Origin of the sequence: Haloplanus ruber, assembly GCF_024494725.1 — an archaeon.
GTDB lineage: Archaea > Halobacteriota > Halobacteria > Halobacteriales > Haloferacaceae > Haloplanus > Haloplanus ruber.
The window spans coordinates 301,105-327,252 of sequence record NZ_JANHDK010000003.1 but is presented as its reverse complement, the minus strand read 5'-3'; the positions used below and the strand labels follow the sequence as shown (position 1 = coordinate 327,252).

Below are 26,148 nucleotides of genomic sequence, written 5' to 3'. Positions count from 1 at the left end.
CGCTCCGACCGGCTCAGCGCCTACCGCAACAGCCGGTGACAGCCCAGTTCGACGGTGGCCGCCAGCAGTGGCGGGGCGACCCCGGCGAGTTGCGGGAGGGCGTACAGCACGGCGACAGCGGGCGCTAGCACGCCGGTGGGCGTCGTCTGCTGGGCCGGCGGCACCGAGATGACGAGGCCCACGTACAGCGACAGGAGAAAGAGGTAGCCGGTCGCCGCCAGCGCGGCGTCGTAGCGGGTCGCGTGCCCGCCGACTCGTCGGTGACGGCGTGCCACGAGGAGGACGGGCGCAACGAGCGGGACGACCACGAACAGCCCCACGACGGCGAAAAACGAGCGCGAGAGCGTCAGACTCCCGCCCCGCCCGCCGGACGTGGCCGCGATGACGCCGACGAGCGCGGTGACGAACAGCAGACTCACGGCCGCCGTCGCTACCGTCCCGACCACGATGTACGACCGAAACAGGAGTGAGTCGCTCGCGCGGAAGGCGTAGGGGAACGCGCCGATGAGCCCGCCGTAGTCGTCTGTCATCGGCGGCCGTAGTCGTCGCGGCGAGTTAATGGACCCGGATTCGGTCAGCGACGGACGTACTGCGGCGGGTCGTCGGCGACGCGGTCGGCGGCCCCGAGGAGGGTCAGCCACCCGAGTAGGTCCGCAACCCGGTCGTGCCAGACTGACTCCCACCGCGTGGCGTGCTTGTGACGCTCCCAGGCGGGCACCGTCTCGCGGACGGCTGCGAAGACGTCGTCGACCGTCCGCGGGTCGTCGGTATCGAGCGCATCGTGGACGGCCGCGGCGGCGAACACCCGGTCGAGCAGCGCCGCCCGGCAGCCCGCAACCGTCGGCTCGACGTCGGTTCGCCGGAATCCCGAGGGCGTCTCCGCGGCGAGTTCGAGCGCCCGAAGGAAGGTGAGCCAGGTCCGCGCCACGTCGCGACTCGGGAGGTCGAGCCGACGAAGCAGGCGGGCACAGCAGTCGTCCTCGTCACCCGGAACCAAGGGGACGGCCCGCTGTGCACGCTCGACGAAAGCGAACTCGGCGGGCGGTTCGGGGACGGGTTTGAGCTTCACAGTCCGAACGACTCGGCCAGCAGGTCGTGGTTCGTCCCGCCCAGCGCGTAAGTCGGGCCGTCGACGACGTCGACGGTCACCTGCGCGGGGGCGAAGACGGACTCGGGCACCTCGTAGAAGTCCCAGTCCGCGTCCGCGAACACCTGCTCGAAGGGGGTGTCGTACTCCGCGGCGGCCGTCGAGGGCACCTCGTCGAACCGGTCGAAGTCCTCGCGCACCTGGAGGTACACCTGGCCGCCGTAGGCCAGCGCGTCGTTCGTCCGCCCCATCGCCTCGGCCTCGTCGTGACTGACGGGCGCGACGGGCGCGCTCCCGGCCGCCGACACCACATCCACCGGATCGTAGCCGAGTTCGAACAGCCGAAAGAGCGCGAGTTCGGGGGCGCGAGCCGCGGCGCTGACACTCCCGGCCATCGACCCCGTGGGGTAGGCCGGTAGGAAAACGCTACTCGGCGAGACGCCGGCGCGCTCGGCCACCTGCTCGGCCGCGTCGTCGCCCGGCAGCGTCCCAGACTCGACGGCCAGGACGGTGAGGTCGAACTCGTCGTAGTAGCCCACGGCCTCGAACTCGCCTTCCTCGCCGACGAGCGCCCGCGCCGGGCCGGAACCGAGCCCGTCGAACGCCTCGGTGACGAGTTCCCACCCCGCCTTCTGCGAACAGAGCAGGGCGAGCGCGGGCTTGTCCGTCGTCAGTTCGACGTGGGGAAATGGCGTTCCCGCCACCTCGTCCATCCGGGTCTGGATGGTCGCCAGCCCCGCAGTCTGAATCTCCGCGAGCAACAGCCCGGCTTCGAGACCACCCGCGGCCCGAACGCCGAAATCGAGGACGGTCGCCCCCGAGTCGAGTTCGATCACGTCGACGTTGAGTTCGCCGGCGAAGTCGATGGCTTCGTCGACGAGTTCGACGGCCATCCGGTTGAGACTCTCCATGCGGGCGGCTTGGGCGCTTTCGGTTAAATGGGTTGTCGGTGCCGACGGACAGCCCGGACAGAGCGATACACTACCGAACGAACACCTTCGTCGGGGAGTATCAAACTGATGGAGTACTAGGACAGGTATAGACCTATGATTGTTTGTATATCCTCTGATATTATGCACAAACGACCACACAACCTTTTTACTGACGAGCGTTCACCCAATCACGGAACCAAAATCACATTCAAGGATTATGTACGTATGATTCTGAACATCAGCGGAGCGACACACGGGGAACGTGCGTGGAATCGTGATTCGACGAGGGAAGCGAGAGGCTGGTGGACGCGATGACGGACCCAGTCCCGACGACGTGCATGCGCTGTGCGGTCGGCTGTGGGTTGATCCAGCGCGGCGTCGACATCGGGTACGGGGTCGATACCGTTCGCGGGGACGCGAACCACCCGGTCAACCGCGGGATGGCGTGTTCCCGGGGGATCAGCGAGACGGCCGATCCCGAAGGAGAGTGGCTCACCCGGCCGATGGTCCGTCGGGACGGCGAGTTAGAGAAGACCACGTGGGACACGGCGCTGTTCGCGGCCCAGCGTGGCCTCGGCCGGGCGATGGAGTCCGATCCCGACGCCGTTGCGGTGCTCGGGAGCGGCCAGCAGACCAACGAGGCGGCCTACGCCCTCGGAAAACTCGCACGCGGCGGCGTCGGCACGCGATACTACGACGCCAACACGACGCTGTGCATGGCGAGTGCGGTGACCGCCTACTACGACGCCTTCGGAAGTGACGCGCCGCCACCGACCTACGAGGACATCCCCGAGGCCGAGAGCCACGTCGTCTGGGGGGCGAACCCGGCGGTCGCTCACCCCGTCATGTGGCGCTGGATCACCGAGAGCGCGACCGACGGCGATCTGATCGTCGTCGATCCGGTGCGGACGAAGACCGCCGAGGCCGCGGATCACCACGTGGCTGTCGACCCCGGCCGCGACCTCGCACTCGCCCGCGCGGTTCTAGCGCGAGTCGTCGAGACGGGCGGCGTCGACGAGTCCTTCGTCGAGGCGGCGACGACCGGGTTCGACGAACTTCGCGCCGGCCTGCCCAACGCCGACGCCGCGGCCGACCGCGCCGGCGTCCCGACCGAGGCCGTCGATCGTCTGACCGCCGCGCTCGACCGCGATACCCTGATCTACTGGGGAATGGGGGTCAACCAGAGCGTCCAGGGGACCGACACCGCGGGCGCCCTGATCGACTGCTGTCTCGCGACCGGCAACATGGGGTCAGGGAGTGGCCCCTTCTCGCTGACCGGGCAGGCCAACTCGATGGGGACGCGGGTCTGTTCGTCGAAGGGAACGTGGCCCGGCCACCGCGACTTCGACGACCCGGCGGAACGAGAGACTGTCGCCGAGGCGTGGGACGTGCCCGTCGACCGCCTGCCCGACGACACCGGGCCGGGGCCGGTGGGCGTCGTCGACGCCATCGCCGACGGCCCGGTCGAGGCGGTGTACGCCGTCGCCACCAACCCCGTCGCGGGGATGCCCGACGCCACCGACGTGGCCGACCGCCTCGACGACGCCTTCCTCGTCGTACAGGACGCCTTCCGGACGGAGACCGTCGAGCACGCTGACGTGGTGTTGCCGGCGGCGACGTGGGGCGAGTCCGACGGCACCGCGATCAACATGGAGCGGACGGTGTCGCGGGTACGGCCCGCCAGCGACCTGCCCCGGGGGGTGCGGACCGACCTCAACATCATCGCGACGCTCGGGAACGTCCTCGTCGACGACCTGTTCGACCGGCCGACCGACCCCGAGTCGGTGTTCGCGGAGTTCGCTGCCCTGACCGCGGACACCGACGCCGACTGCTCCGGGATCAGTTACGACCGCCTCGACGCGGAACTCGCGGTGCGCTGGCCGGCGCCCGATCCCGACACCAGCGCGGGGTATCGGTACGACGACGACGGCGAGTGGTCCTTTCCCACCCCGTCCGGTCGGGCGCGGTTCGCCGCCGGCACCGGCCGAGCGCTCCCCGAACCCGCCGACGACGAGTATCCGCTCGTCCTGACGACCGCCCGCGAGGACGACGGCTACAACACCGGCGTTCGCTCCCGAGACTCGCCGGAGGACCCCGGCCGCCTCGTCGCGCGGATACACCCGGAGACCGTCGAAGCGACACGCGAGGCCGTCGAGCCAAACGAGGCGGACGAACTCCACGCACGCATCAAGTCGCGTCGCGGGAGCGTGGTCGCCCGCGTCCGTCCGGACGACGCGGTCCCGACGGGGATGGTCTGGCTCCCGATCCACCACCCGGCGACGAACGACCTGACCCACCCCGCGACCGATCCGCAGTCCGACGAGCCGAACCTCAAACAGTGTGCGGTGTGTCTCACCCGTCCCGATGCCGAGGGGGCGGCGCCCGCCTTCGAGCGTGAGCGTCCCCCACAGCACCCATGACGAACAAGATCGAACAGCTGATTCTGGCGACAGTCGCCTTCTTCTGGGCCTTCCTGATGTGGTTCTCGACCGCGGCGTTCAGCCCGAGCATCGGGGAGTTCTACGGGCTGACGACCGGACAACTCGCCGTGCTCGCGAGTTCGGCCATCTGGCTGGCGCCACCGGGCCGTGTCCTCGCAGGGTGGGCCGCCGACCGCCTCGGCGCCCACAACGTCTTCACGATTATCCTCACCTACTCGGGGCTGGTCAGCATCGCATCGGCGTACGCCTCCGGAATCGGCTTTCTCTCCGACTTTCAAGTGCTGTTCGTCGAGCGTATGATCGTCGCCTCGGCGGGCATCAGCTTCGTCGTCGGCATCCAACACGTCGCCCAGTGGTTCGACGAACACGAGATTGGTACGGCCGAAGGGCTGTACGCGGGGACCGGTAACGTCGGCGCGGGCGTCGGCGCGCTCCTCTTGCCCCGGATCTACGGCACCAACTTCACCGATGCCTTCCTGCATCTCGGGATCGTCGCGCTCCTCATCGCCGTCATCTACCGGTGGCGGGGCGAACCCGCGAAGGATCGCGCGACCGCCGAGACCGCCAAGGCGAACACGTCACTCGGAGACACGCTGTTCGTCTGGACGCGCTTTGCCGCCATCGCCCTGATGCTCGGCTACGCCATGTCGTTCGGCCTCGAAATCGCGATGAACTCCTGGCTCCCGAGTTACTACGCCGAGGGCTTCGACGGTGCCATCGCCGACCTCGGCTTTACCGGTACCGCCGCCATCCAGACCGCCGCGGGCACCTTCGCCGCCGTCCAGTCGTTCAACGCCTCGCTGTTCCGTCCGTTCTCCGGGTATATGTCCGACCTCTGGCAGCGCAAAGGGTGGACGCCGTACCCCCTACTGTCGACGAGTCAGCCGTACTCGCCCCGGGTCCACTGGCTGATGACGGCCTTGCTCCTCATCACCGTCGCGATGGTCGCGCTGACGCTCGTCGGCCTCGCAGGGATCCTGCCGGCGTCGGTCGTCGTCCTCGCGGTCTTCGGCGTGACGGTGAGTTTCGGGACCGGCGGCGTCTTCGCTATCGTTCCCGTCCTGTTCGAGGACCGGCCCGGGACCGCCTCGGGGTTCATCGGCGGCGTCTCGACCAGCGGCGGCATCGTCTACCCACTCGTCTACGGCTACGTCCCCAACATCCACATGGGCTACGCCATCGTCGCCCTCGCCTTCTTCGTCCCGTTCATGCTCTTTTACGTCTGGGCGATGCGGTACGAGGAGGACCCACGCGAACACGGCTTCGGCTCCGCCCGGCGGTGGCTGGGCGGCGACGAGACGGCACCCGCGGGAGGTGACGACTGATGGGTGAGACGTACGGCGACTGGTACAAGTGGGGAAAGGCCGTCCTCTATCTGGAGATGGTCATCGCGATTCTCGTGACCGTCTTTTCGCTGTATATGGCGTTCAACGGCCAGGCCGCGGGGATCGCTTAGCGGTCGTCACCGTCGCGCGCCGGCCGCCCCAACGCCTCCTCAACTCCCTCGACTTTCGCCGCCGCCGACGCGTCGCTCGCCCGCTTGTCGTCGATTTTCAGGACCGTGCTCACCCGGTCGGCGTCGACGGCGCGGTGGGCGGCCTCGCAGGCCGCAAAGAGCGTCCCCACGTCGTCGGCTTCGATCACCGTCCCCATCGGGTTGGTCTCGTAGGCGACGTCGAAGTCATCGAGCGCCGCGACGGCGTCCGCGACATCTTCGGCCATACTTCCTTCTGTCACCGGGGCGACCGAGAGGAGTGCAACGACGGTCATGATCGGTACACGCGGGTATGTGAACAATTGTACATGTGACCCTTCCGAATATTGATTATCCGGTCTGAAGATACGTATCTAACGCTTGCCGGACCGCATCGACTGTCGCGTCAGTCGCTTGTGCGGGTTGCTTCGTGATCATCCACTCCTTGAGCGTGAGGATCGACCACGGAGACACGAAGGACTTCCGGGGGAGCCGTCCCCTTTCGAGTCTGTTAGCAGTGAGGTCAACAGCCTCGCTCCGAGCCGTCGTCGTGACCACTGCCGCAACGTACTCTTGGCCGTGGAAGGGGACGCGATCATTCGAAAGGATGAGGTACGGTCGCTTCGGGTTGTTGCCGAATGGGTCCTCTGCGATGACAACAGCACCCTGCGAATACGGCATTCGCTACTGGCCCTCGTCGCTCAAGTCGGGTAGCTCCTCGTCCCATCCGTCGTTCTGAGCGTACCAGTCATCACTGTACGCGGATGCTGTCGTCTCGACCCCAACGAAGGCAGCCGTCGCTGCTGCGATCCGGTCGTCTTCCGTGGCTGCCCAATACGGTTCCTTGTGACGAACGAGGCCCGCAGCTTCGAGCCGGTTCAGTGTCGGTCCGACACTCCCACGCGGGACTCCTGTTTCCGCTGCCAATTCCGCTGGCGTGTATCCGACGGTCGGAGTCTTCAACAGGAACTCTAGCAATCGCCTCGCGTTGGTCCCTTCTGAGAGGTCAACGCGTGAGTTTCCGGGGTCGTGTGTTTCGAAATCGACAGGCACATACGACAATTGTACGTATTCTGTATTAGTTTCTGGGGAGAGGTCCCGTCCTTCTGTGAGTTGGCGAACACTGCTGAGAGTTGGTTTACTTGTCAGAGAGCTGCATGTGGGGTTATATCGGGGTTCGTGCGTACTGTGATCGTCGTGACAGCGGCGACGAGTGTGGACGTTCCGCTTGGGCCGATGCGTTTGGGGGGCGCCTGTCGGGCGTCAGCGCTGGGTTTCGACCACCGACGGCTCGTCGTCTAGGCGAACCTGGAGCCGGTCGTCCCCACAGTCGACCCGGACGGTGGCCCGCCAGGGGTCGGTCCCTGTGACGGTCGTGCGCTCGTCGGAGGCCGCGAACGGCAACGACCAGATGTGCCGTCGCGTCACGTCGACCCCGTGGTCGTAGAAGAAGGCGACGACGGCGGGGTGGGTGACCACCAATCCCCCGAGTCGGGTGTAGAGGGCGCCGTCACAGGTCTCACACGCGTGAAGGACCCGATGCTCGATGGCCGGATTCTCCCGCTGGGGCATCTCCGCGTCCGGGGGCAGGACGCGTGACTCGATCCGCCCGCAACACCAGGGACAGACGCCCTTGGCCATCGACGCAATCTCGCGCTGAACCCGTTCGTTGACCGCCCGGAGAACTCCGTCGCGCTCTCGCTCGGCGAGGCTCCGCGGCGGACAGAAGTACTTGTAAAAGACCGCGCCACAGTCGTCGTCGCGACAGCGGACCCGGAACATGCTATCCCGGTAGGCGGCCACCTGCGCCGCGCCGCAGACGTGACAGGTCACGTCGAGTTCGAACGGGTCGAGGCGAACCTGCTCGGTGAAGGTGCCGGCTTGCATCGCCTGATACACCCGCACGCCGGGGTAGCTGAGCCGGTAGCCGTCCGCCGTCTCCTCGACGAACTGGCCGACCAGTTGCTTCAGGTGATAGTTGAACCGGCCGCTCCCGGAGACGCCGGCTCGACGCCGCAGCTCCGAGAACGACAGCGTCTCGGTCACTCCGGGTGTCGAGGCGTCGCCGAGCGCGCCGATAATCTCGATGCGCGTCCGGTCGGCCAACAGGGTGAAGACGTCGTCAGGGCGTAGACTCTCGCTCTCCTCGGTCACCGTCTCCACGTGCGGGACACGTCTACATATACGCTTGGCCGTCGCCCGGAAACCGGCCGCCGGCATGGTGAGTCACGCCGGGGGTTTTTATCATCCGGCGAGTCAGTCGGGAGCGACGAATGTCGGAAACGGCCCTCGAATATCTCCTTGGATCGGCGACGCGACCGGCGACGCTGGCGGCCCTCCGGGACGCCGGTCGTCTCTCCTCGCGGCGTCTCGAAGAGCGCGTGTCCGCGTCCCGACGGACGCTGAAACGAACGTTGCGGACGATGGAGTCCCGTGGATGGGTCGAACCAGTCGGCGGGGCGTACGAACTCACCGCTCTCGGGGCGGCGACACTCGCGACGTACGAGCAGTGTCGGGAGCGCGAACGAATCGCCCGCGAGATTCGGCCGATCCTCGAACATGCCCCCGCCTCGGCGTTCGGTCTCGATATCGAGACGCTGGCCGACGCCACGGTGATCCGACCCGACAGCGACCCCACCGCCCCCCTGGATCGACTCCTCGACCTCCGCGCCGAGGCGAGCGAGCTTCGTGAGGCCGCGCCCTTCCTGCTCCGGGACACGGTCGAGCAACTCGCCGACCGGGTGACCGCCGAGTCGCCGCCCGACGTGACACTCGTCCTTGAGGACGCGGCGCCGTCGCCCGAATCGTACTCGGGGGCGTACTGCGATCACTTCCGTGACCTGCTCGACGCGCCCACCGTCGACGTCCGCGTCGTCGACGACGTCTCCGTGACCGTCGGCGTCGCCGACGGCCACGCCTTCGTCGGAGTGGCCGAACGCGACGGCATGCCGGGCGCGTTGCTGGAGAGCGACGATGACACCGTCGTCGACTGGGCCAATCGGTCGGTCGACCGGTATCTCGACCGGGGCGTCCCGCCGTGACGCCAACGGGTTCTTTACCCGAGACGTCCGACCGACGGTCATGTACGCGGTGGTCGGCTGTTCGGAGTGTCGCGCGCTGTGGCTACTGGCTGACCCCCGGTCCGCCGAGACAGCGACCTGTCCGCGCTGTCAGACGCGCCACCAAACCACGAATCTGAAGCGCTTCTACACCGCCGAAGACCGGGACGCGGCCCGCGAAGCCCGGGCGGCGATGCTCGCCGAACGTGCGGACGCCACCGAGGCCTTCGAGGCGGCGCCCGCGGCGGGCGACCACGACGATCCGGGGGCTGTCGTCGACGACCAGGAGTACCTCGACGCCGCGGGGATCGATCCCGAGGCCGTCGAGGCGGCAGGTGAGCGGGCCGGCGGCGGCGACGGGGGAACGCGGAGTCGCCCCGATATCGTCCGCGAGGCCATCCGCACGCTCGATGCCCCCGACGAGGGTGACGTGGTGGCGTATGCGGCCGACCGTGGCGTGCCCGAGACGGCCGCCGCCGACCTCCTGGATCGGCTGGTGCGTCGCGGCGAGGCCAGCGAGTCGGGCGGGACGTACCGCCTGCTGTAGCTACCGGCCGAGCGATTCGTGGGCCGAGGAGAGGTGTCGGGAGCCGAGCGCCGCGATCAGGGAGAGTTCGCCCGCGAGCGCGCCGACCGCGATAGACTCCGCGAGGGCGTCGGCGTTCGATCCCGCGGGGTCGCCGCCGCCGGCGACGCCGAGGAGTTCGAGCGCCTCGCCCTGGGTGGGGAGGGCCGTCCCGCCGCCGACGGTTCCCACCTCCAGACTCGCCAGCGAGACGCTGACGTAGAGGTCGTCGCCGCGGACTTCGGCGGTCGTGATGGCGTTTGCCCCCTCGACCACCTGCGCGGCGTCCTGACCCGTCGCGAGGAAGACGGCGGCGACGACGTTGGCGACGTGAGCGTTGAACCCCAGGCCACCGGCTTTCGCACTCCCGACGAGGTTCTTGCGGGTGTTTACCTCGGCGACCGCCGCGGGGGTAGTGTGGAGGCGCTCCTCGACCACGTCACGGGGGATGACCACGTCGGCGGTGACGCTTCGCCCTCGCCCCTCGACGGCGTTGATCGCCGCAGGCTTCTTGTCGGCACAGAGGTTGCCCGAGAGCGCGACCAACGACGCTGTCGTCTCGTCCTCGACGACGTCGGCCGCCGCTCGGGTGGCGATGGTGGCCATGTTCATCCCCATCGCGTCCTTGGTGTCGTAGCGGAACCGCAGGAACACCGAGTCGCCGACGACGTAGGGGGTCACGTCCTGGAGTTCGCCGTGATTCGTCGTCGCTTCAGCGGCCTCGCGGAGGCGGTTCTCGTTGTCCCGCACCCACGTGACGAGCGCCTGGGCCTCGGCGACGTCCGCCACCCGAAAGACGGGCGCGCGGGTCATCCCCGATTTGGTGACGCGGGCGGTGGCGCCGCCCGCGGCGTCGAGGACCGAACAGCCGCGGTTGACGCTGGCGATCAGGGCGCCCTCCGTCGTCGCCATAGGGAGGTAGCGCTCGCCCTCGGTCGCGCCGCCGTCGACGGTGACGGGACCGGCGACACCCATCGGGATCCGCGCGGCGCCGATCATGTTCTCGACGTTGGCGTCGGCGCGGTCGGCCGGGAAGCCGTACGAGCCGACCGCGTCGAGGTCGACCCCGCTCTCGGCTTCGACGAGGCGACGCCTCGCGGTCGCCGCGGTGTCGGCGTCGGCGTGCGCTTCGAGTTCGTGTATCCGCAGGTCGCCGTCGCGGACCCGGCGGACGAGGGTCTCCGCGTCGGCGTCCGTCGCCGCGTCGGGCGCGTTCGAGTCGTCGGCCATGCCCCAGTCGTGGCGCCGCGCGCGCCTAAGCGTTACCGGTCGCCCACAGACATAATTCCTCGCGGCGCACATGGGTCGCCATGGACCTGTCGAGCCCCGCCTTCACCGACGGCGGTCCGATCCCCTCGGAGTACGGCTACACCGAGGCGAACGTCAACCCGCCGCTGGAGATTGCCGACGCGCCCGCCGGGGCCGAGTCGCTCGTACTCGTCGTCGACGACCCGGACGCCCTCGAGCCTGCGGGCACGGTGTGGCGTCACTGGCTGGTGTGGAACCTCAATCCGACGCGCAAGCGAATCCCCGAGGACTGGTCGACCGGGACGGCCACCGCCGTCGAAGGGGAAAACGACTACGGCGAGGTGGGCTACGGCGGCCCGAACCCGCCGGACGGCGAACACACCTACCGGTTCCGGCTGTTCGCACTCGATACGACGCTCGATCTGGACGCCGGGGCGACACTCGACGACCTAGAGCGGGTGATGGACGGCCACGTCCTCGCGGAGGCGGGCTACGAGGGGACGTACGGCTAAAACAGCGTTCGGTCGCAGGAGCCACAGAGGTTCTGCTCTTTCTTGTCGACCTCGCGGACCGTGGGGGAGAAACTCATCACACAGCGCTCGTTGTCGCAGTGTTCCAAGCCGACGGTGTGACCGATCTCGTGGACGATCTCTTTCCGGACACGGTCGGCGAACACCTCCGACTGGGGCTTGGAGGTGATGCCGCCGTCCGAGGAGGTCTGCAGGCGGTAGGTTGAGACGACCGATCCGTTACCGTTCAGGTAGGCGAGCCCGAAGACGTAGTTCCGGCGGCGGTAGTAGAGGTCCTCCGAGGTGATGCCGATGTTCTTCTCACCGTCGCCGACGCGACTGGCGAGTTCGATGAGTTCCTCGGCCCGGTACTGGCTCCGGCTCCGGTCGAACGCGCCGTCGGGGATGGATTGGGCGTCGTGGACGGACACGTCACAGTCGTAGACCGTCCGCAGACCGGCAGAGGCCTCGCGTTTCACCTGTGCCGGGACGTCCCCGATCGGCACGATGTCGACGAGCATGAAAGGCGTTAAGCGCGGCCCCGCTATAAATATCCCGACGTGACGTCCCCTCGCGCCGCACTCGCCGACCGCCTCACCGACTACGACCGCCTCGTCGAGGTGGGGATCGGCCGCCGCCCCGAGGTGGCGAGCACCCTCGTCGACGCCGGGTGTACGGTGACCGCGACGGACGTGTTCGACGCTCCCGTCCCCGACGGCGTCGGGTTCGTCCGCGACGACGTGGTTGCCCGGGCCGAGCGTCTCACCGACGGGACAGAACCGGACGACCCCTACCGCGTCGACGCCGTCTACGCACTCAACCTCCCGGCCGAACTCCAGGCGCCCGTCCGCGACGTGGCCCGCGCGGCCGGCGCCGACTGCCTGTTTACTACTCTCGGGTTCGAGGAGCCGACCATCCCCGTCGGGCGCGAGCAGATCGGCCGCGAGACGCTCTACACCGCGCGGTCGCGTCGTAGGTAGCGGGTATCGTTGCCGGCGGGTCGCCCGTGAAACCGTCGGCGCCCGTAGAGAGTGGTATGTCCGGCGGAGACCACGACCACGAGCCGGGGCACCACCACGAACACGTCGACGCCACCGTCGACGCCCACGACGACTGGGCGCGGCGGCGCCGAAAGGGGATTCCGACGAACAAACAGCTACTCGTCGTCGCCTGCATGGACGAGCGCATCCCCGTCGAGCAGGCGCTCGGCATCGAACTCGGCGACGCCCAGATTTACCGCAACGCGGGCGGCAAGGTGACCGACGACGTGATCCGGTCGGCGGCGCTGACGACTCAGTTTTTCGACACCGAGGAGATCATCGTGATCAACCACACCGACTGCGGGATGATGAGTGCGCCGGACGACGCCATCGTCGAGGGGATGGAAGCCGCCGCTGGCGGTGACCTCGACGACGTCGACCTCGATCCCGCGCTGCCGGAACTGTCCATCGGCGACGCGAGCGTCGCCGACTGGGTGCGGATGACCGACGACATCACCAGAAATCGGAGATTTCTGGTTAGCAGTCAGAACGCAGTCGCGTTCTGACGACATCGACGAAACCTGCGCCGCCCAGGTGCGCTATCTCGACGAACATCCGCTGATCGACGCGACGGTCCACGGCTACGTCTACGAGGTCGAGAGTGGGCAACTCCGCTACCCCGGTGGCCGGGTCGCCGAGGAGATCAGCACCCGCGTCGGGGAGTGATCGCCGCGGGGAACGCGGGCCGCCCGCCGAGGCGGTAGCGGACGGGCGAAGGGCAAGGCACTTGCCCCGACGCGACCGCTACGACGTATGAACGCGGACGCGGTCGTCCTCGATATCGACGGGGTGCTCGTCGACGTGGCGGACTCCTACCGCCGGGCCATCGTCGAGTCCGTCGACCGGGTGTACGGCCGGACGATAGACGACGACGGGGTACAGCGGTTCAAGGACGCCGGCGGCTTCAACAACGACTGGGAGCTTACGGACGCCGCGGCGCTGTTCGTCCTCGCCCGCGAGGCGGGGTACGAGGGCGACGTGGCGGCGTTTACCGACGCCGTCGCCGCCGCCGGTGGTGGCCTAGACGCCGCCGAGACGGTCGTCCGGGACGCCCCCGTCGACGACGGCGCGGTGTTCGACCGGTGGGACCGCGAGCGACTGCGCGAGACCTTTCAGGCGCTCTACCTCGGGACGGACCTGTATCGCGACCTGGAGGGAGCGGACCCCCCTTTCACGGCCCGTGGCTACATCAACGACGAACCCGTGCTGGTCGCGGAGTCGGCGCTCGAGGCGCTGGAAGCGCGGTTCGCACTCGGGGTCCTGACGGGCCGGCCGGCCGCCGAGGCCGACATCGCCCTCTCGCGGGTCGGCCTCTCGGTGCCCGACGCTCACCGGTTCACGATGGACGACTGGACGGAGGGCAAACCCCACCCCCGGGCGCTGACGACGCTCGCGGACCGCTTGGACGCGGAGCGGGTGGCCTTCGCCGGCGATACGCTGGACGACGTGCGGACGGCGGTGAACGCCGCCGACGCCGACGCCGAGCGAACGTATCACGGAATCGGCGTCCTCACCGGGGGGCTGACGGGCGAGCGCGGCCGGCAGGCCTTCACCGATGCCGGCGCCGCCGCGGTAGTGGAGACGGTGAACGACCTGCCCGAACTGCTGGAGCGGTCATGAGACCCAATCCCGTGGAGTTTGGCGTCGTCGCCGGCGCCCTCGTGGTCGTCGTCGTCGCCGTCGTCGCGGCGACCGGGGCGGCCGATCCGTACACACAACTACGAGGGGTCGTCCCGGGCGTCGTCGTCGCACTGATCGTCGCCTACCTCGTCAGCAGCAGCGGACGGTAGGGTCACCCCCGACGGGGAGGCGCGGATCGTCAGCCGCGATGGGCGCTCGTCGGTGGGTCCGGCGAACACCCACCGACGGCGACAATAATCCTAACCCTTACCTCTCGGCCGGCCACAGTCTGACCATGCGAATCGCGATACTCGGCGGTACCGGCGACATCGGAGAGGGCCTCGCGCTCCGGTGGGCGTACCACACCGACCACGAGGTCGTCATCGGGTCGCGCGACCCCGAGCGAGCACGGACCAAGGCCGAGGAGTACGAGACGGAACTGTCGAGTCGAGGCGTCGACCGGAAGGTGAACGGCTTCGAGAACGCGATGGCGGCCGACCGGGCGCGGGTCGTCGTCCTCGCGGTCCCCGCCTACCACGTCAGCGACACCGTCGAGGCGGTGGCGGACGGCCTCAGCGAGGGTGACGTCCTCGTCACGCCCGCGACGGGTATGCAACGCGACGAGGACGGCTTCCACTACCACCGCCCCGGCGCCGGGAGTGTAACGCAGTTGGCCGTCGACGCGGCCCCCGAGGGTATCCCGGTCGTCGGCGCCTTCCACAACCTCGCGGCCGGCCGTCTCGCCGACCTCGACGCTGATCTCGGCATCGACACGCTGCTCGTTGCCGACGACGACGACGCCAAGGAGACGGTCCGTCTGCTCGCGGACGGCATCGACGGCCTCCGACCGCTCGACGCCGGCGGCCTCGCCAACGCCCCCGAAATCGAGGCGCTGACGCCGCTGCTCATCAACGTCGCCACCCACAACGAAGGACTCCACGACCTCGGCGTTCGCTTCGATTAAAACCGGTCTTCGAGTTCGTCCCGCAGGTCGTCGACGGTCAGTTCCTTCATCGCTAGCAGGACGAGTAGGTGATAGACCAGATCCGCGGACTCCGCGAGCAGTGCGTCGTCGTCGTCGTCTTTCGCCGCGAGGATAGCCTCGGTGGTCTCCTCGCCGAGTTTCTCTAGCGTGGCGTTCTCGCCTTTCTCGTGGGTGAACAGCGAGGCGGTGTAGGAGTCGTCAGGGAGGCGGTCACGGCGGTCCTCGATGGTGGCAAAGAGCGCGTCGAGGACGGCCTCGGGGTCGTCGGAACCGGCGTCGGTGGTCACGCACCGATCACCGCCGGGCGGTAGTCGCAGGTCATGTGCGTCCGGACGGCCGGCGGGGCCAAGGGCCTGTCGTTACGCCGACGCGGACGCCCGAAGCGGGTCGAAGAGTGCGAGCCGGTGGATGCGATTGTCGTCGGTAAGTTCGGGGTGAAAGGAGGTGGCGACGACCGGGCCGTCGCGGATCGCCACCGGGCGATCCTCCCACGTCGCCAGCACCTCGACGTCCGGTCCCACCTCGTCGACGACGGGCGCGCGGATGAACACCGCGTGAAACGGGTCGTCGAGGCCGCCGACGTCGAGACCGGCCTCGAAGCTGTCGACCTGTCGGCCGAAGGCGTTGCGGTCGACGACGGCGTCGACGACGCCGAGGGTGTCGACGCGGTCGTCGCGCGCGTCCCGCGAGGCGACGATCAACCCGGCACACGTCGCGAGGACGGGCTTGCCGGCGGCGACGTGATCGACGATTTCCGCGTCGATGCCCTCCATGCCGAGGAGTCGGGAGATGGTCGTCGACTCGCCGCCTGGGAGCGCGAGGGCGTCACAGTCGGGGACGTGACCGGCCTCACGGATCTCGACGACGGAGACCGACATGCCGACGGCGTCGGCCGCCCGTTCGATTGCCGCCACGTGTTCGCTTACGTTTCCCTGGACGGCGATCACGCCGATCTTGCGGCCCATTACAGCGAGACGATGTTCAGTACCTGCACCAGCACGCCGAAGAGGACGCCGAACGCGACGACCGTCTTGGGGTCGATCCGGATGGCATTGCGGTCCTCCGCGTCGAAGTAGCGGACGAGTCCCGCACTCGACATCAGTCCGCCGCCGCCCTGACTTCCACTCATACCTGTCTCTGGGTCCGTCGCGCGCCTAAACGTTTCGCTCCGCCCGCGAGGCGTCCACACGACGGATTCGTCCGGGCGGCGTCCCGACGGCCGAACGTGTCGAGGATCGGTCCGGTGCGCGTGACCACCCGCGTCGACGGCCGGCGGCGTCTGTCGGCTCGGCACGGCGGTCGGCGCGTGTGTTACACCCGCTCCATCGCCGCCGAACACCGCAGACAGAGGACGTGCCCGGCGGTCCAGTTCACGTCGCTTGACCCACAGTCCGGACAACGGTGGTGGTCGTCGCCGTAAGCGGTCGTGCCCCGCGGCGCGGCCAGTCGTCCCTCGTCGACGACCCGCGCGACGAGTGAGGGGAATCGCTGTCGCTTGTACGTCGCCCGGGCGGCGAGGAAGGGGCCGGGATTGGCGGGGTCGTCGCCGTGCAGGTCGTCCCACTCGACGGCGATTTCGCCGTTCGAAGGGCCGCGCGCGACCTGTTTGATCGGCGCCGCGGCAGCCTCGAACAGGGGACTGGTCGCGAGTCGATGCGGGTCGTCCACGGTGTCGCCGGCGGCACGGTAGGCGTCGGCGGCGTCGGTGTACGCCGCCTCGACGCCGTCCATGTCGGCGACGGCGCGGAAGTCGGCGACGAACTCGTTGAGACAGGCCTGTTGGGCGGGCATCTCGAGAGCGGTGTGCAGGTCGCGGGCGACGGCGATTCCTTGGGCACTCCGGCGAGCGGCGCGGGCGTCTCGCCCCGCGACCCGGTAGGCGACGGCGGCGACGGCTAGCCACCGAAGTCCCGCGCCGACCCAGCCCCGGTCGTCGGCATCGAACGGACTCTGCGCTTCGGAGGGGCGCGGATCGGCGAGTGTCAGCCACGCCGCGCGCGTGAATTCGTCGCCCGCGTGCTCGGTCTCTCGTTCGGACAGGGCGGCGACGGCGGCGGCCACTCGGTCGTCGGCGTCGGTTTCCATGGGTGGCGTGAGGGCCGGAGGGACACAAGCGCGGCGGTGCCGGCGCGGGTGCCCGTCTACGCCATCGGATGCCGGCGAGCCGCCGCGTCATTTATCCCTACACACAGCAAGAGGGGACGATGACGACGCGACATCGGGAGGACGCCAGGGGCCGTGGGGGGTCGTCGTCCCCGCACGCGGAGCACGACGACGTGGCACCCGCCGTCGCCGTCGACGGACTCTACAAGCGGTTCGGGAGCGGTCCCGACGCGGTGACGGCCGTAGACGGGGTTTCGTTCGCGGTCGAACAGGGGTCGGTGGTTGGCCTTCTCGGGCCGAACGGCGCCGGGAAGACGACGCTCATCAAGTCGATCATCGGGACGGTGTTGCCGGACGCGGGCGCGGTGCGGATCATGGGTGTCGACGTTCGCGAGGCGCCGCGGGAGGCGTACGCCCACGTCGACGCGATGCTCGAAGGGGCCCGCAACGACTACTGGCGGCTCACGGTTCGGGAGAATCTCCGATATTTCGCGACCGTCGGCGGCGTCGATCCGGACTCGGTGGCGACGCGCCACGACCGACTGCTCGACCGACTCGACCTCGCCGCGAAGGCCGACGAACCGGTCCGAAACCTCTCCCGAGGCATGAAACAGAAGGTGTCGCTGGCGAGCGTCCTCGCGGGTGGTGCGGACGTGGTCTTTCTCGACGAACCGACGCTCGGACTGGACGTCGCGAGCGCGCGGACGTTCCGGGCGGAGATCCGCCGACTGGCCGCCGAGACGGGGCTAACGGTGGTCCTCAGCAGCCACGACATGGAGGTTGTCGAAGCCGTCTGTGACCGGGTGATCGTCGTCGCCGACGGACGGATCGTCGCCGACGACACGGTCGACGCGTTGCTCCGGGCCGACGAGCATACCCTTCGGCTGACGAGTCCGGCGTTCGACGCCGACGTGGTGACGAGCCTGCGCGAGCGGTTCACCGTGACGGACGTCGAGCGCCTCGACCGCGGCGCACGGATCGAGGTGACGGCGGACACCGACGGCCTGTACGCGCTCATGGACGCCCTCCGGCGCCGCGACGTGCCGCTGACCGAGGTGCGAAGCGTCGACCCGGGACTCGACGACGTGTTGCTCGACCTCACCGGCGACGACCCGGGGCGGGGGACAGGTGAGTGACTGGGGGGCACTCGGACGATTCGACGGCGACACGAGCGGGGTACGCCGCCCTCATGCGAGCCGTACTGTACCGCGAACTCCTCGTGTTCGTCCGCTACCCCGCGAACGCCGTGGGCGGTATCGTCGTCGCCGTCTTCTTTTTCGGGGTCCTCTTCTACGGCGGGCGGATGGTCGCTGGCCGTGCGCTCACCGACTCCATCGAGGGAATCGTCGTCGGGTACTTCCTCTGGACGCTCTCGGTGGGTGCCTACTCCGCTATCGCGAACGACATCGGGAGCGAAGTCCAGTGGGGCACGCTCGAACGACACGTCATGACGCCGTTTGGCTTCGCGCCGGTGGCGCTGCTGAAGGGCGTGGCGAAACTCGTCCGGACCTTCCTCACCTCCGCGGTGATCCTGGCGGTGATGCTCCTCGTGACGGGGACGCGACTCCACGTCAACGTGCCGACAGTAGTCGTCGTCGCCGCCCTCAGCGTCGCGTCGGTGCTCGGCTGTGGCCTCGCCGCGGGCGGCGTGACCGTCCTGTACAAGCGGATCGGCAACTGGCTGAACCTCCTCCAGTTCGGGTTTATTGTCCTCATCTCCGCCCCGGTGTTCGAGTTGGGCTGGACGCGAGTGCTCCCGCTGGCCCACGGGAGCGCCCTCCTCCAGCGAGCGATGGTCGACGGCGTCCACCTCTTGGCGTTCCCGGCGGCCGACCTCGCGCTTCTCGTCGGCGTCGCCGTCGCGTATCTCGGCCTCGGCTATCTCGTCTTCCGGTACGCGACCCGGCGGGCACGCCGTCTCGGCGTCCTCGGAGACTACTGACCGCAGAGAGGCGACGGTATCGGCCGGTCAATAGGACGACTCGACCGATCCCACGGGGACGACGATAGCCGCCACCGGCGCGAGGGATTCAACACCGTCCCGTCCGTTGAGGCGATATGCGTACGCGTCCCGATCTGAACGGACGAACGGCACTGGTGACCGGTAGCGCGACGCGGGTCGGTCGCGAACTGCTCCTGTCGGTTGCGGCGAGCGGCGCGGACGTCGCCGTCCACTACCGGACGAGCGAGGCGGCGGCGACGGCGACGGCGGAGGAGGCACGCGAGAGCGGCGTCGAGGCGACGACAGTCCAGGCCGACGTGACCGACCCCGACGACGTGGACGCGATGTTCGAGTCCGTCGAGGAGACACTGGGGACCGTCGACATCCTCGTCAACAACGTCGGAAACTTCGATCCGCGCCACTGGGCCGACATCGAGTGGGACGCGTGGCGCGACGTGGTCGAAAGTACGTTCTACGGGACCGTCCTCTGTTCGCGTCGAGCGCTTCCGGGAATGCGTGCGGCCGACTGGGGTCGGATCGTCAACGTCGGCTTCGCCGACAGCGACCGCGGGGTCGCTCACCCGGTCAACTTTCCCTACTTCGTCGCGAAGACGGGCGTGTTGATGTTCACGCGGATGCTCGCGGCCGACACACAGGACGACGGAGTCACGGTCAACGCGGTGTCGCCGTTCGCCGTCGAGAACACCGTCTCCGACGTGTCGTCGTTTCCCCGCGGTCGGGCAGCGTCGTTCGACGACGTGGCCGCGCCCATGCTCTTTTTCCTCGGCGAGGCGGCGGCCTACATCAGCGGGCAGAACGTCGCCGTCGACGGCGGCCGCCTCGCCGAGAGATAGCGACGCGGCGGCGCCGGTCGTGCCTGGACGGGGTGCCCCCCGGCCGACGCGATAGGTACTCGCCGCCGCAGTCCATACGGGTGGTATGCGTCTCTACTGGCATCAGCGCGACCTCAGGACACGCGACAACGCGGGACTGGCGGCGGCGGCGCAGTCGGAGACGGTGCTTCCGGTGTACGTCTACGATACGGAGGCGCTCGGCACCATCGGACGGCGCCAGCGTGCGTTTCTCATGCGTGGCGTGCGAGCACTGAAATCGCGGTATCGTGAACTCGGCGGCGACCTACTCGTCCGAAGCGGGACGCCGGCGGAAGTCCTCACCGAGGTGGCGACGACGTTCGACGCCGAGGCCGTCCACTACGACGAACATTACCGCCCGGCACGGCGCACGAGACAACGGGCAGTCGAGCGGGCGCTGTCGGCGGAAGGCGTCGGGACCGACGCCCGGACCGACCTCGTGTTGGTCGATCCGGGGCGACTCGACGCGCGATACCCATCCCACGGGCGGTTCTACGACGACTGGGAGCGGGTGCCGAAATCGCGGCCGTTCGACGAGCCGAGCGGCGACCACCTCGCGGACGTGACCGACGAGACGACCGTCCCGCTGCCGGACGTCGACATCGACCTCCCGACGGCCGGCTACGACGCTGCGCGCGACCGACTCGACGACTTCCTCGACGCCGGAATCTACGACTACAACGACACCCGTGACGACCTCGCACGGGCGGTCGAGGCACCGACACAGGCCGTCTCACGGCTGTCGCCGTATCTCGCAGCGGGGATGATCGGTGTTCGAGAGGTGTGGGCGGACGCCACCGCGGTGTACGACGCGGTGAGCGGCGGCGAGGCACGAAACGTCGACAAATACCGCTACGAGCTCTCGTGGCGCGAGCACAACTACCACCTCCTGTATCACAACCCCGACCTCGGGAAGTCGAACTACGACGACCCGCCCGGCGACATCGCGTGGGCCGACGACGACGACGCCTTCGAGGCGTGGGTCGCGGGCGAGACGGGCTATCCACTCGTCGACGCGGGGATGCGGCAACTGGATCGGGAGGGGTATATTCATAACCGACCTCGGCAGGTGGTCGCGAGCTTTCTCACCAAACACCTACTCGTCGACTGGCGGCGCGGCGCGCGTCACTTCCAGCGACAGCTGATCGATCACGACTACGCCTCGAACAACGGAAACTGGCAGTGGATTGCGTCGACCGGCACCGATTCGGTGGACGTGCGCATCTTCGACCCCGTGAGCCAGCTGTCGAAGTACGACGACGGAGCGGCGTACGTCAAAGAGTACGTCCCGGAACTGCGGGACGTGCCGGCCGATAGAATCGTCGAGTGGCCGACGCTCTCGCGGGACGAACGGGAATCGCTCGCGCCGGACTATCCACACCCAATCGTCGACCGAAATGCGGCGTACGAACGGGCACAGCGCACCTTCGAGCGGGCGCTCGGCAAGCGCTGAGCTGGACGGGACGAGTTCACATGCCACTCACGTGACTTATTATGGTTCGGTCGTAACTCGCGCCGATGCTCACACGGAGGCAGTATCTCGCCAGCGTCGGTGCGGGAAGTGTCGCCGTCGGTGCGGGCTGTACCGGTGGCGGCGGCGGCGGGACGACCCTCCGCCTGTTGGACTGGAACTACGTGTACGCCGACGGAATCCTAGACGACTTCGAGCGAGAGACGGGAATCTCGGTCGAACTCCAAGCCGCACAGAGTTCGGCACAGAACCTCTCGCTGCTGCGCTCGGGGCGGTCGGATCACGACCTCGTCGGACTCGGCAACTACGCCGTCCCGCCGGCTATCGAGGAGGGACTGCTCAGACCAATCGATCTGGAGCAGGTACCCGCGTACGACGACATCCTCGACGTGGTCAAGCGGGAGTACTTTCGGGCCGACGGCTCGGTCTACGGCGTCCCCCGGTCGTTCGGCCAGACGCCGCTCGCGATCAATACGGACGTGGTCGACGACGATGTGCGGAGTCTGCGCGCACTGTTCGACGACGCGTACGAGGGGCGGATCGGCGGGCGTGACGACGCCCGACTCCAGTTCCTGTACGAACGGGCGGCGTTCGGGGCGGAGCCGCTCAACCCGACCGACGCCGACGCGATAGACTTCGAGACGACCCGACAGCGCCTGGCCAGTCACGTCAACCTCGCGGCCGGCCTGTGGTCGTCCGGCGGCGAGTCCGAGCAGTTGCTCCGGTCGGGCGAGGTGGCGATCCAGCCGGTCTGGAACTACGTCATCTCGTCGATGCAGGACAGCGGCGACCCAGTCGAGCGAGTCTACCCCGAGGAAGGGACCAAGGCGTGGTTCATCCAGTTCTGTATCCCCGAGGGTGCCGAGAACGTCGAGGCGGCCCATCGGTTCGTCCAGGAATGGCACGCCGGGATGGGGTACGACTCGCTGATGGCCCCCTCGAACATCGCCGTCCCGAACACGCGGGTGTTCGAGGAAAACGACGTCGACCCCGCGGCGTTCGGCCTCGACGACCCGACGCGGTTCATCTACGAGGAACCCAAGCCCCAGTCGCTGATCGAGCAGTACGCGCAGGTGTGGAGCGAGGCGAAAAGCGCCGCGGGCACATGACCACGGGACGGACCGCGACGTTCCGACGATGATCCTGCACGCGGACGGCCTGACGAAACGGTTCGGTGAGACAGTCGCCGTCGACGGCGTCTCGCTGTCGGTAGCCGCGGGCGAGTTCTTCTCGCTCGTCGGCCCATCCGGCTGCGGGAAGACGACGACTCTCCGGCTACTCGCCGGGTTGGAGTCACCGACCACGGGACGGATCGAACTCGATGACCGGGACGTGACCGACCGACCGCCGCGACTGCGGGACACCAACCTCGTCTTTCAGGACCTCGTGCTCTTCCCGCACATGTCGGTCGCGGAGAACGTCGGATACGGCCTCGCCCGCGACGGCGTGCCGGCGGCGGCACGCCGAGAGCGGGTGACCGACATGCTGGCGACGGTCGGCTTATCTGGGTACGGGGACCGCGACCCCACCGAACTCTCCGGCGGGCAGCGCCAGCGGGTCGCGCTCGCTCGGGCGCTCGTCAACGAACCCTCGATTCTCCTCCTTGACGAACCGCTCTCGTCGCTCGACCGGAAGCTTCGGGGGGAGATGCGGACCGAACTCCGCCGGATACAGCGTGAAGTCGGGACGACGTTTCTCTATGTCACCCACGATCAGGAGAGCGCGCTGAGCATGTCCGACCGAATGGCGGTGATGCGGGAGGGCCAGGTCGTCGAGTCGGGGCCGCCAGCGGCGTTGTACGATCACCCGCGGACGGCCTTCGTCGCCGACTTCCTCGGCGATGCCAACCTCGTTTCCGCCACGATTCGGGAACGGCGGAACGGTCGGGTGACCGTCGAAGCCGGCGGAGGGCAGTTCGTCGCCGCCGCCGACGATGCCGACATCTCGGGGGAGTCGACGACCGCCGTGATCCGGCCCGAGAATCTCCGGCCGGGTGGCGACACGCTCACTGGGACCGTTCGCCACGTCACGTACAAGGGGGCCGACGAGGAGTACACCGTCGACCTCGACGCCGGCGGAACGGTCCGGGTGCGAGCCCCGGCCGGGCAGAACGTTTCGCCGGGTGAAGCCGTCGGCCTCGACGTAGACGAGGCGTCGCTGGTGACCGAGACCGACTCGAGCGGAGCGGGGAGCCAGGGATGAGTCGGCGGACCGACCGACGATGGTGGCCGTCGACCCCCGCCGGGCGCCGAACGCTCGCCGACGTTGGAGTGGCCGCGCTGCCGACCCTCCTCGCCGTCGCCCTCGGTGTTATCCCGCTCGGAGTCCTGTTCGTCGAGAGCGTCAGCCCACCGGTGACGCTCGCGAACTACGCGGCCCTTGGCGAGAGCGTCTACCCGACGATCATGCTCCGGTCGCTGAGCATCGGAGCCGTCGTCACCGTGGTCTGTCTGGCCGTCGCATACCCCGTGACCTACTGGCTCGCTCACCGCTGTCCCGTTCGCTATCGCCTCCCGCTTTTGATCTCGTTTACCCTTCCCCTCTGGCTGAACTACGTCGTCCTCAACTACACTTGGGTGTGGCTCCTGGCGGAGGACGGCTTGGTGAACGCGTTTCTCACGGGGACGGGAATCGTTGGCCAACCGCTCGACCTGCTTCGGGACGCCGGCGTCGGCGTCGGACCGCTCGAACTCCCGGGACTCTCGCTCGGCCTCGGGTTCGTTCATATCTACCTCCCGTACGTCCTCCTGACGATGTACGTCTCGATGGAGCGACTGGACTACCGGCAGGTCGAGGCGGCCCGTGACCTCGGCGCCGGACCCATTCGGGTCTTTCGCGACGTGGTGCTCCCGGGGACGTACGGCGGCGCCGTCGCGGGCGCACTCATCGTCTACGCCCGCATCGCCGGCGCCTTTGCGACGCCACAGATCCTCGCGGCCCCGTCCGAACAGATGATCGCCCAAGTTATCGCGACGCAGTTCTACGACGTCCTCGACTACCCGTTCGCGGCCGCGCTCTCGGTGGCCTTCCTCGTGATCGTCGTCGTCGGACTCGGGATGGGCGCGATGTCGAGTGACGTGCGCGCGGCGCTCGCGCGGTGGTGACCCAACATGAACGACCTCCCCTCGTCGACGGTCGACGCGTCCGACGAGTCGTCCGGCCGTCTCCATCGACGGCTCACCGCGGCCGTCGACGGCGGCTTCTTCCGTATCACGGTCGCCCTGACCGCCGTCTTCCTCTACGTGCCCGTCATCGTCGTGGCGTATCTGTCGCTGTCGCCACGGTCACAGCCGTCGATTCCGCTCGACGGCGTCACCCTCCGGTGGTACGGCGCGGTGTTCACCGACGCGCGGTTCGTCCGCGGCCTGGCGACGAGCACCGCAATCGGCGTCGTCACCGCCGTCGCGGGGACCGGTCTCGGACTGCTTGCGGCCCGCACCATCGTCAGGTCGCGACTTCCCCGGTGGGTCCGGCTCGGTGTCGCACTCGTCGTCGCGCTCCCTCTGTTCGTTCCGACCGTCGTCGTGGCGCTCGGCATCGGGATGGCCGCGGGGCGACTCGGTCTCGGCTTCGGACTCGCTCCCGTCCTCGCCGGCCACCTCTACTGGGTGTTGCCGTTCAGTACGTTCCTCGTCACGTCCCGCTACGCCAGCCTCGACGACGGCCTCGACGAAGCGGCCCGTGACCTGGGTGCCGACGGTCTCACCGTCTTTCGGACCGTCACCCTTCCCCTGCTCAGGCCGGCACTCGTCGCGTCGGTCCTGTTCGCGTTTACCCTCTCGTTCAACGAGTTTCTGATCACGTTTTTCCTCGCCGGGAGCGGCGTGACGACCATGCCACTAGAAATCTACGGAAAGGTCCGCATCGGGGCGACGAGCTTTCTCAACGCCGCGAGCGTCTTGGTGCTTCTCATCAGCGGGGCGGTCGCGTCGGTCGCCGCCAGCCTAGAGCCGCCGACCTGAGTCGGCCGCCCGCCGCCGGTCGGTATTAGTCGCTGGCGCCGAACTCCGGCGTATGGACCTCGAACTCGACGGCAACGTCGCGCTCGTCACGGGATCGAGTCGTGGACTCGGCAAGGCGTGTGCCCGGACGCTGGTCGACGAGGGCGCACACGTCGTCTGTAACGGCCGGGACGAGGAGCGACTGGCGGAGGCGGTGGCGTCACTCGACGACGGCCCGGGTGAGGTGGTCGGCGTCTCGGCCGACCTCACCGATCCGGACGCGGTGGCGGCGCTCGTCGACGAGACGGTGGCGACGTTCGGCGGCCTCGATCACGTCGTCACGAACGTGGGGGGACCTGCCGCCAGCCCGTTTCTCGATATCGACGACGCAGCGTGGCTCGATACGTACGAGCTGTTAGTGTTGAGCGTCGTCCGCGTCGTCCGGGCGGCGACACCGCATCTCCGGGACGGCGGCGGATCGGTCGTCTCGGTCACGTCCCGGACGGTCTGGGAGACCATCGAGAACTACGCGCTGTCGAACGCGCTTCGACTCGCCATCGTCGGGCTGGACTCGACGCTCGCGCGCGAACTCGCGCCGTCGGTGCGGGTCAACGCCGTCGCGCCCGGCCCGTTCGAGACCGGGCGAATCGACACATTGGTCGAGGAGAGCCTCGAGGTCGGCGCCTTCGACTCGGCCGCGGCAGCCCGCGAGGCGTGGGGCGGTGACGTTCCGCTCGGTCGCCCGGGCGACCCGGCCGAACTCGCGGACCTCGTCGCGTTCCTGCTCTCGCCGCGGGCGAGTTACGTCACCGGAGAGACGGTCCGGATCGACGGCGGGGTGACCCGGGCGCCGCGGTGA

Annotated in this window: 32 protein-coding genes and 1 pseudogene; 20 read left to right on the top strand and 13 right to left on the bottom strand. The window is 68.5% G+C overall.

Going from position 1 to position 26,148, the window contains the following annotated elements:
• Positions 1-20 precede the first annotated feature (20 nt).
• From NO878_RS12290 to mch, 3 genes are read right to left on the bottom strand one after another with little or no spacing between them, the layout of a single operon-like run.
• Positions 21-530, bottom strand: a complete 510-nt coding sequence (locus NO878_RS12290; protein ID WP_256406289.1) for a DUF8056 family protein — start codon at positions 528-530, stop codon at positions 21-23.
• Positions 531-574: 44 nt separating this feature from the next.
• Positions 575-1,069: a double winged helix-containing putative transcriptional regulator gene (locus NO878_RS12285; protein WP_256406288.1), complete on the bottom strand. Its 495-nt coding sequence runs from the start codon at positions 1,067-1,069 to the stop codon at positions 575-577.
• A complete protein-coding gene (mch, locus tag NO878_RS12280) occupies positions 1,066-1,998 on the bottom strand; it encodes a methenyltetrahydromethanopterin cyclohydrolase (protein ID WP_256406287.1) in 933 nt (310 codons plus the stop codon). The genes NO878_RS12285 and mch overlap by 4 nt, the downstream gene beginning before the upstream one ends.
• A 332-nt stretch (positions 1,999-2,330) precedes the next feature.
• Between mch and nasA the strand changes: the two genes are divergently transcribed.
• From nasA to NO878_RS12265, 3 genes are read left to right on the top strand one after another with little or no spacing between them, the layout of a single operon-like run.
• Positions 2,331-4,439, top strand: a complete 2,109-nt coding sequence (nasA, locus tag NO878_RS12275) for an assimilatory nitrate reductase NasA (RefSeq protein WP_256406286.1) — start codon at positions 2,331-2,333, stop codon at positions 4,437-4,439.
• Positions 4,436-5,785, top strand: coding sequence for an MFS transporter (locus NO878_RS12270; protein WP_256406285.1), 1,350 nt, complete (start codon positions 4,436-4,438; stop codon positions 5,783-5,785). Before nasA ends, NO878_RS12270 begins: the two co-directional genes overlap by 4 nt.
• Positions 5,785-5,916 carry a hypothetical protein gene (locus NO878_RS12265; RefSeq protein WP_256406284.1) on the top strand — a complete coding sequence of 44 codons (132 nt, stop codon included), beginning with the start codon at positions 5,785-5,787 and terminating at the stop codon, positions 5,914-5,916. The genes NO878_RS12270 and NO878_RS12265 overlap by 1 nt, the downstream gene beginning before the upstream one ends.
• Here NO878_RS12265 and NO878_RS12260 read toward each other — a convergent pair.
• The 4 genes from NO878_RS12260 to NO878_RS12245 form a co-directional block, all read right to left on the bottom strand.
• A complete protein-coding gene (locus tag NO878_RS12260) occupies positions 5,913-6,230 on the bottom strand; it encodes an MTH1187 family thiamine-binding protein (protein ID WP_256406283.1) in 318 nt (105 codons plus the stop codon). The genes NO878_RS12265 and NO878_RS12260 overlap by 4 nt on opposite strands.
• A gap of 55 nt (positions 6,231-6,285) precedes the next feature.
• The gene (locus NO878_RS12255; protein WP_256406282.1) at positions 6,286-6,615 is read right to left on the bottom strand and encodes a type II toxin-antitoxin system PemK/MazF family toxin; all 330 of its coding nucleotides are present in this window, start codon (positions 6,613-6,615) and stop codon (positions 6,286-6,288) included.
• Between the two features lie 3 nt (positions 6,616-6,618).
• On the bottom strand, positions 6,619-6,987 hold the full coding sequence (locus NO878_RS12250) for a MarR family transcriptional regulator (protein WP_256406281.1): 369 nt from the start codon (positions 6,985-6,987) through the stop codon (positions 6,619-6,621).
• A gap of 210 nt (positions 6,988-7,197) precedes the next feature.
• The gene (locus tag NO878_RS12245; protein ID WP_256406280.1) at positions 7,198-8,088 is read right to left on the bottom strand and encodes an ArsR/SmtB family transcription factor; all 891 of its coding nucleotides are present in this window, start codon (positions 8,086-8,088) and stop codon (positions 7,198-7,200) included.
• Positions 8,089-8,207: 119 nt separating this feature from the next.
• Here NO878_RS12245 and NO878_RS12240 point away from each other — a divergent pair, with 119 nt between their 5' ends.
• Positions 8,208-8,975, top strand: a complete 768-nt coding sequence (locus tag NO878_RS12240) for a helix-turn-helix transcriptional regulator (RefSeq protein WP_256406279.1) — start codon at positions 8,208-8,210, stop codon at positions 8,973-8,975.
• Between the two features lie 40 nt (positions 8,976-9,015).
• Positions 9,016-9,540 carry a DUF5817 domain-containing protein gene (locus NO878_RS12235; RefSeq protein ID WP_256406278.1) on the top strand — a complete coding sequence of 175 codons (525 nt, stop codon included), beginning with the start codon at positions 9,016-9,018 and terminating at the stop codon, positions 9,538-9,540.
• On the opposite strand, the gene hmgA is transcribed toward NO878_RS12235, so the two are convergent.
• Positions 9,541-10,788 (bottom strand): hydroxymethylglutaryl-CoA reductase (NADPH), encoded by a 1,248-nt coding sequence (hmgA, locus tag NO878_RS12230; RefSeq protein WP_256406277.1) that lies wholly within the window; start codon positions 10,786-10,788, stop codon positions 9,541-9,543. It abuts the gene before it with no gap.
• An 80-nt stretch (positions 10,789-10,868) separates the two neighbouring features.
• Between hmgA and NO878_RS12225 the strand changes: the two genes are divergently transcribed.
• A complete protein-coding gene (locus NO878_RS12225; RefSeq protein ID WP_256406276.1) occupies positions 10,869-11,318 on the top strand; it encodes a YbhB/YbcL family Raf kinase inhibitor-like protein in 450 nt (149 codons plus the stop codon).
• Here NO878_RS12225 and NO878_RS12220 read toward each other — a convergent pair.
• Positions 11,315-11,836: an archaemetzincin family Zn-dependent metalloprotease gene (locus NO878_RS12220; RefSeq protein WP_256406275.1), complete on the bottom strand. Its 522-nt coding sequence runs from the start codon at positions 11,834-11,836 to the stop codon at positions 11,315-11,317. The two genes, NO878_RS12225 and NO878_RS12220, sit on opposite strands and share 4 nt — an antisense overlap.
• Before the next feature lie 39 nt (positions 11,837-11,875).
• Here NO878_RS12220 and NO878_RS12215 point away from each other — a divergent pair, with 39 nt between their 5' ends.
• From NO878_RS12215 to npdG, 5 genes and pseudogenes are all read left to right on the top strand, one after another.
• Positions 11,876-12,295, top strand: coding sequence for a UPF0146 family protein (locus NO878_RS12215; RefSeq protein ID WP_256406274.1), 420 nt, complete (start codon positions 11,876-11,878; stop codon positions 12,293-12,295).
• A 56-nt stretch (positions 12,296-12,351) separates the two neighbouring features.
• A pseudogene (locus tag NO878_RS12210) lies at positions 12,352-13,021 on the top strand (beta-class carbonic anhydrase).
• A gap of 87 nt (positions 13,022-13,108) precedes the next feature.
• A complete protein-coding gene (locus NO878_RS12205; protein WP_256406273.1) occupies positions 13,109-13,975 on the top strand; it encodes a TIGR01548 family HAD-type hydrolase in 867 nt (288 codons plus the stop codon).
• Positions 13,972-14,145 carry a hypothetical protein gene (locus NO878_RS12200; protein WP_256406272.1) on the top strand — a complete coding sequence of 58 codons (174 nt, stop codon included), beginning with the start codon at positions 13,972-13,974 and terminating at the stop codon, positions 14,143-14,145. The genes NO878_RS12205 and NO878_RS12200 overlap by 4 nt, the downstream gene beginning before the upstream one ends.
• A 125-nt stretch (positions 14,146-14,270) precedes the next feature.
• Positions 14,271-14,939, top strand: coding sequence for an NADPH-dependent F420 reductase (gene npdG / locus NO878_RS12195; protein WP_256406271.1), 669 nt, complete (start codon positions 14,271-14,273; stop codon positions 14,937-14,939).
• On the opposite strand, the gene hisE is transcribed toward npdG, so the two are convergent.
• The 4 genes from hisE to NO878_RS12175 form a co-directional block, all read right to left on the bottom strand.
• A complete protein-coding gene (gene hisE, locus NO878_RS12190) occupies positions 14,936-15,247 on the bottom strand; it encodes a phosphoribosyl-ATP diphosphatase (protein WP_256406270.1) in 312 nt (103 codons plus the stop codon). The two genes, npdG and hisE, sit on opposite strands and share 4 nt — an antisense overlap.
• Positions 15,248-15,319: 72 nt before the next feature.
• Positions 15,320-15,925, bottom strand: coding sequence for a pyridoxal 5'-phosphate synthase glutaminase subunit PdxT (gene pdxT / locus NO878_RS12185; protein WP_256406269.1), 606 nt, complete (start codon positions 15,923-15,925; stop codon positions 15,320-15,322).
• Entirely contained in the window at positions 15,925-16,089 is a 165-nt protein-coding gene (locus NO878_RS12180; RefSeq protein ID WP_256406268.1) for a preprotein translocase subunit Sec61beta, read from the bottom strand. The genes pdxT and NO878_RS12180 overlap by 1 nt, the downstream gene beginning before the upstream one ends.
• 182 nt (positions 16,090-16,271) lie before the next feature.
• The gene (locus tag NO878_RS12175) at positions 16,272-17,045 is read right to left on the bottom strand and encodes a hypothetical protein (protein WP_256406267.1); all 774 of its coding nucleotides are present in this window, start codon (positions 17,043-17,045) and stop codon (positions 16,272-16,274) included.
• A 119-nt stretch (positions 17,046-17,164) separates the two neighbouring features.
• Between NO878_RS12175 and NO878_RS12170 the strand changes: the two genes are divergently transcribed.
• The 9 genes from NO878_RS12170 to NO878_RS12130 all read left to right on the top strand — a co-directional run bounded on the left by NO878_RS12170 (position 17,165) and on the right by NO878_RS12130 (position 26,148).
• A complete protein-coding gene (locus NO878_RS12170) occupies positions 17,165-18,199 on the top strand; it encodes an ABC transporter ATP-binding protein (RefSeq protein WP_256406266.1) in 1,035 nt (344 codons plus the stop codon).
• Positions 18,200-18,252: 53 nt separating this feature from the next.
• Positions 18,253-19,005: an ABC transporter permease gene (locus NO878_RS12165; RefSeq protein ID WP_256406265.1), complete on the top strand. Its 753-nt coding sequence runs from the start codon at positions 18,253-18,255 to the stop codon at positions 19,003-19,005.
• A gap of 116 nt (positions 19,006-19,121) precedes the next feature.
• Positions 19,122-19,859, top strand: coding sequence for an SDR family NAD(P)-dependent oxidoreductase (locus NO878_RS12160; RefSeq protein WP_256406264.1), 738 nt, complete (start codon positions 19,122-19,124; stop codon positions 19,857-19,859).
• Between the two features lie 85 nt (positions 19,860-19,944).
• Positions 19,945-21,330 carry a cryptochrome/photolyase family protein gene (locus tag NO878_RS12155; RefSeq protein WP_256406263.1) on the top strand — a complete coding sequence of 462 codons (1,386 nt, stop codon included), beginning with the start codon at positions 19,945-19,947 and terminating at the stop codon, positions 21,328-21,330.
• A 65-nt stretch (positions 21,331-21,395) separates the two neighbouring features.
• Positions 21,396-22,457, top strand: coding sequence for an ABC transporter substrate-binding protein (locus NO878_RS12150; RefSeq protein WP_256406262.1), 1,062 nt, complete (start codon positions 21,396-21,398; stop codon positions 22,455-22,457).
• Between the two features lie 28 nt (positions 22,458-22,485).
• A complete protein-coding gene (locus NO878_RS12145) occupies positions 22,486-23,550 on the top strand; it encodes an ABC transporter ATP-binding protein (RefSeq protein WP_256406261.1) in 1,065 nt (354 codons plus the stop codon).
• Positions 23,547-24,452, top strand: coding sequence for an ABC transporter permease (locus tag NO878_RS12140; protein WP_256406260.1), 906 nt, complete (start codon positions 23,547-23,549; stop codon positions 24,450-24,452). Before NO878_RS12145 ends, NO878_RS12140 begins: the two co-directional genes overlap by 4 nt.
• A gap of 6 nt (positions 24,453-24,458) precedes the next feature.
• Complete coding sequence (locus tag NO878_RS12135; protein ID WP_256406259.1) at positions 24,459-25,310, top strand: ABC transporter permease; 852 nt, start codon at positions 24,459-24,461, stop codon at positions 25,308-25,310.
• 52 nt (positions 25,311-25,362) lie between these two features.
• Entirely contained in the window at positions 25,363-26,148 is a 786-nt protein-coding gene (locus tag NO878_RS12130; RefSeq protein WP_256406258.1) for an SDR family NAD(P)-dependent oxidoreductase, read from the top strand.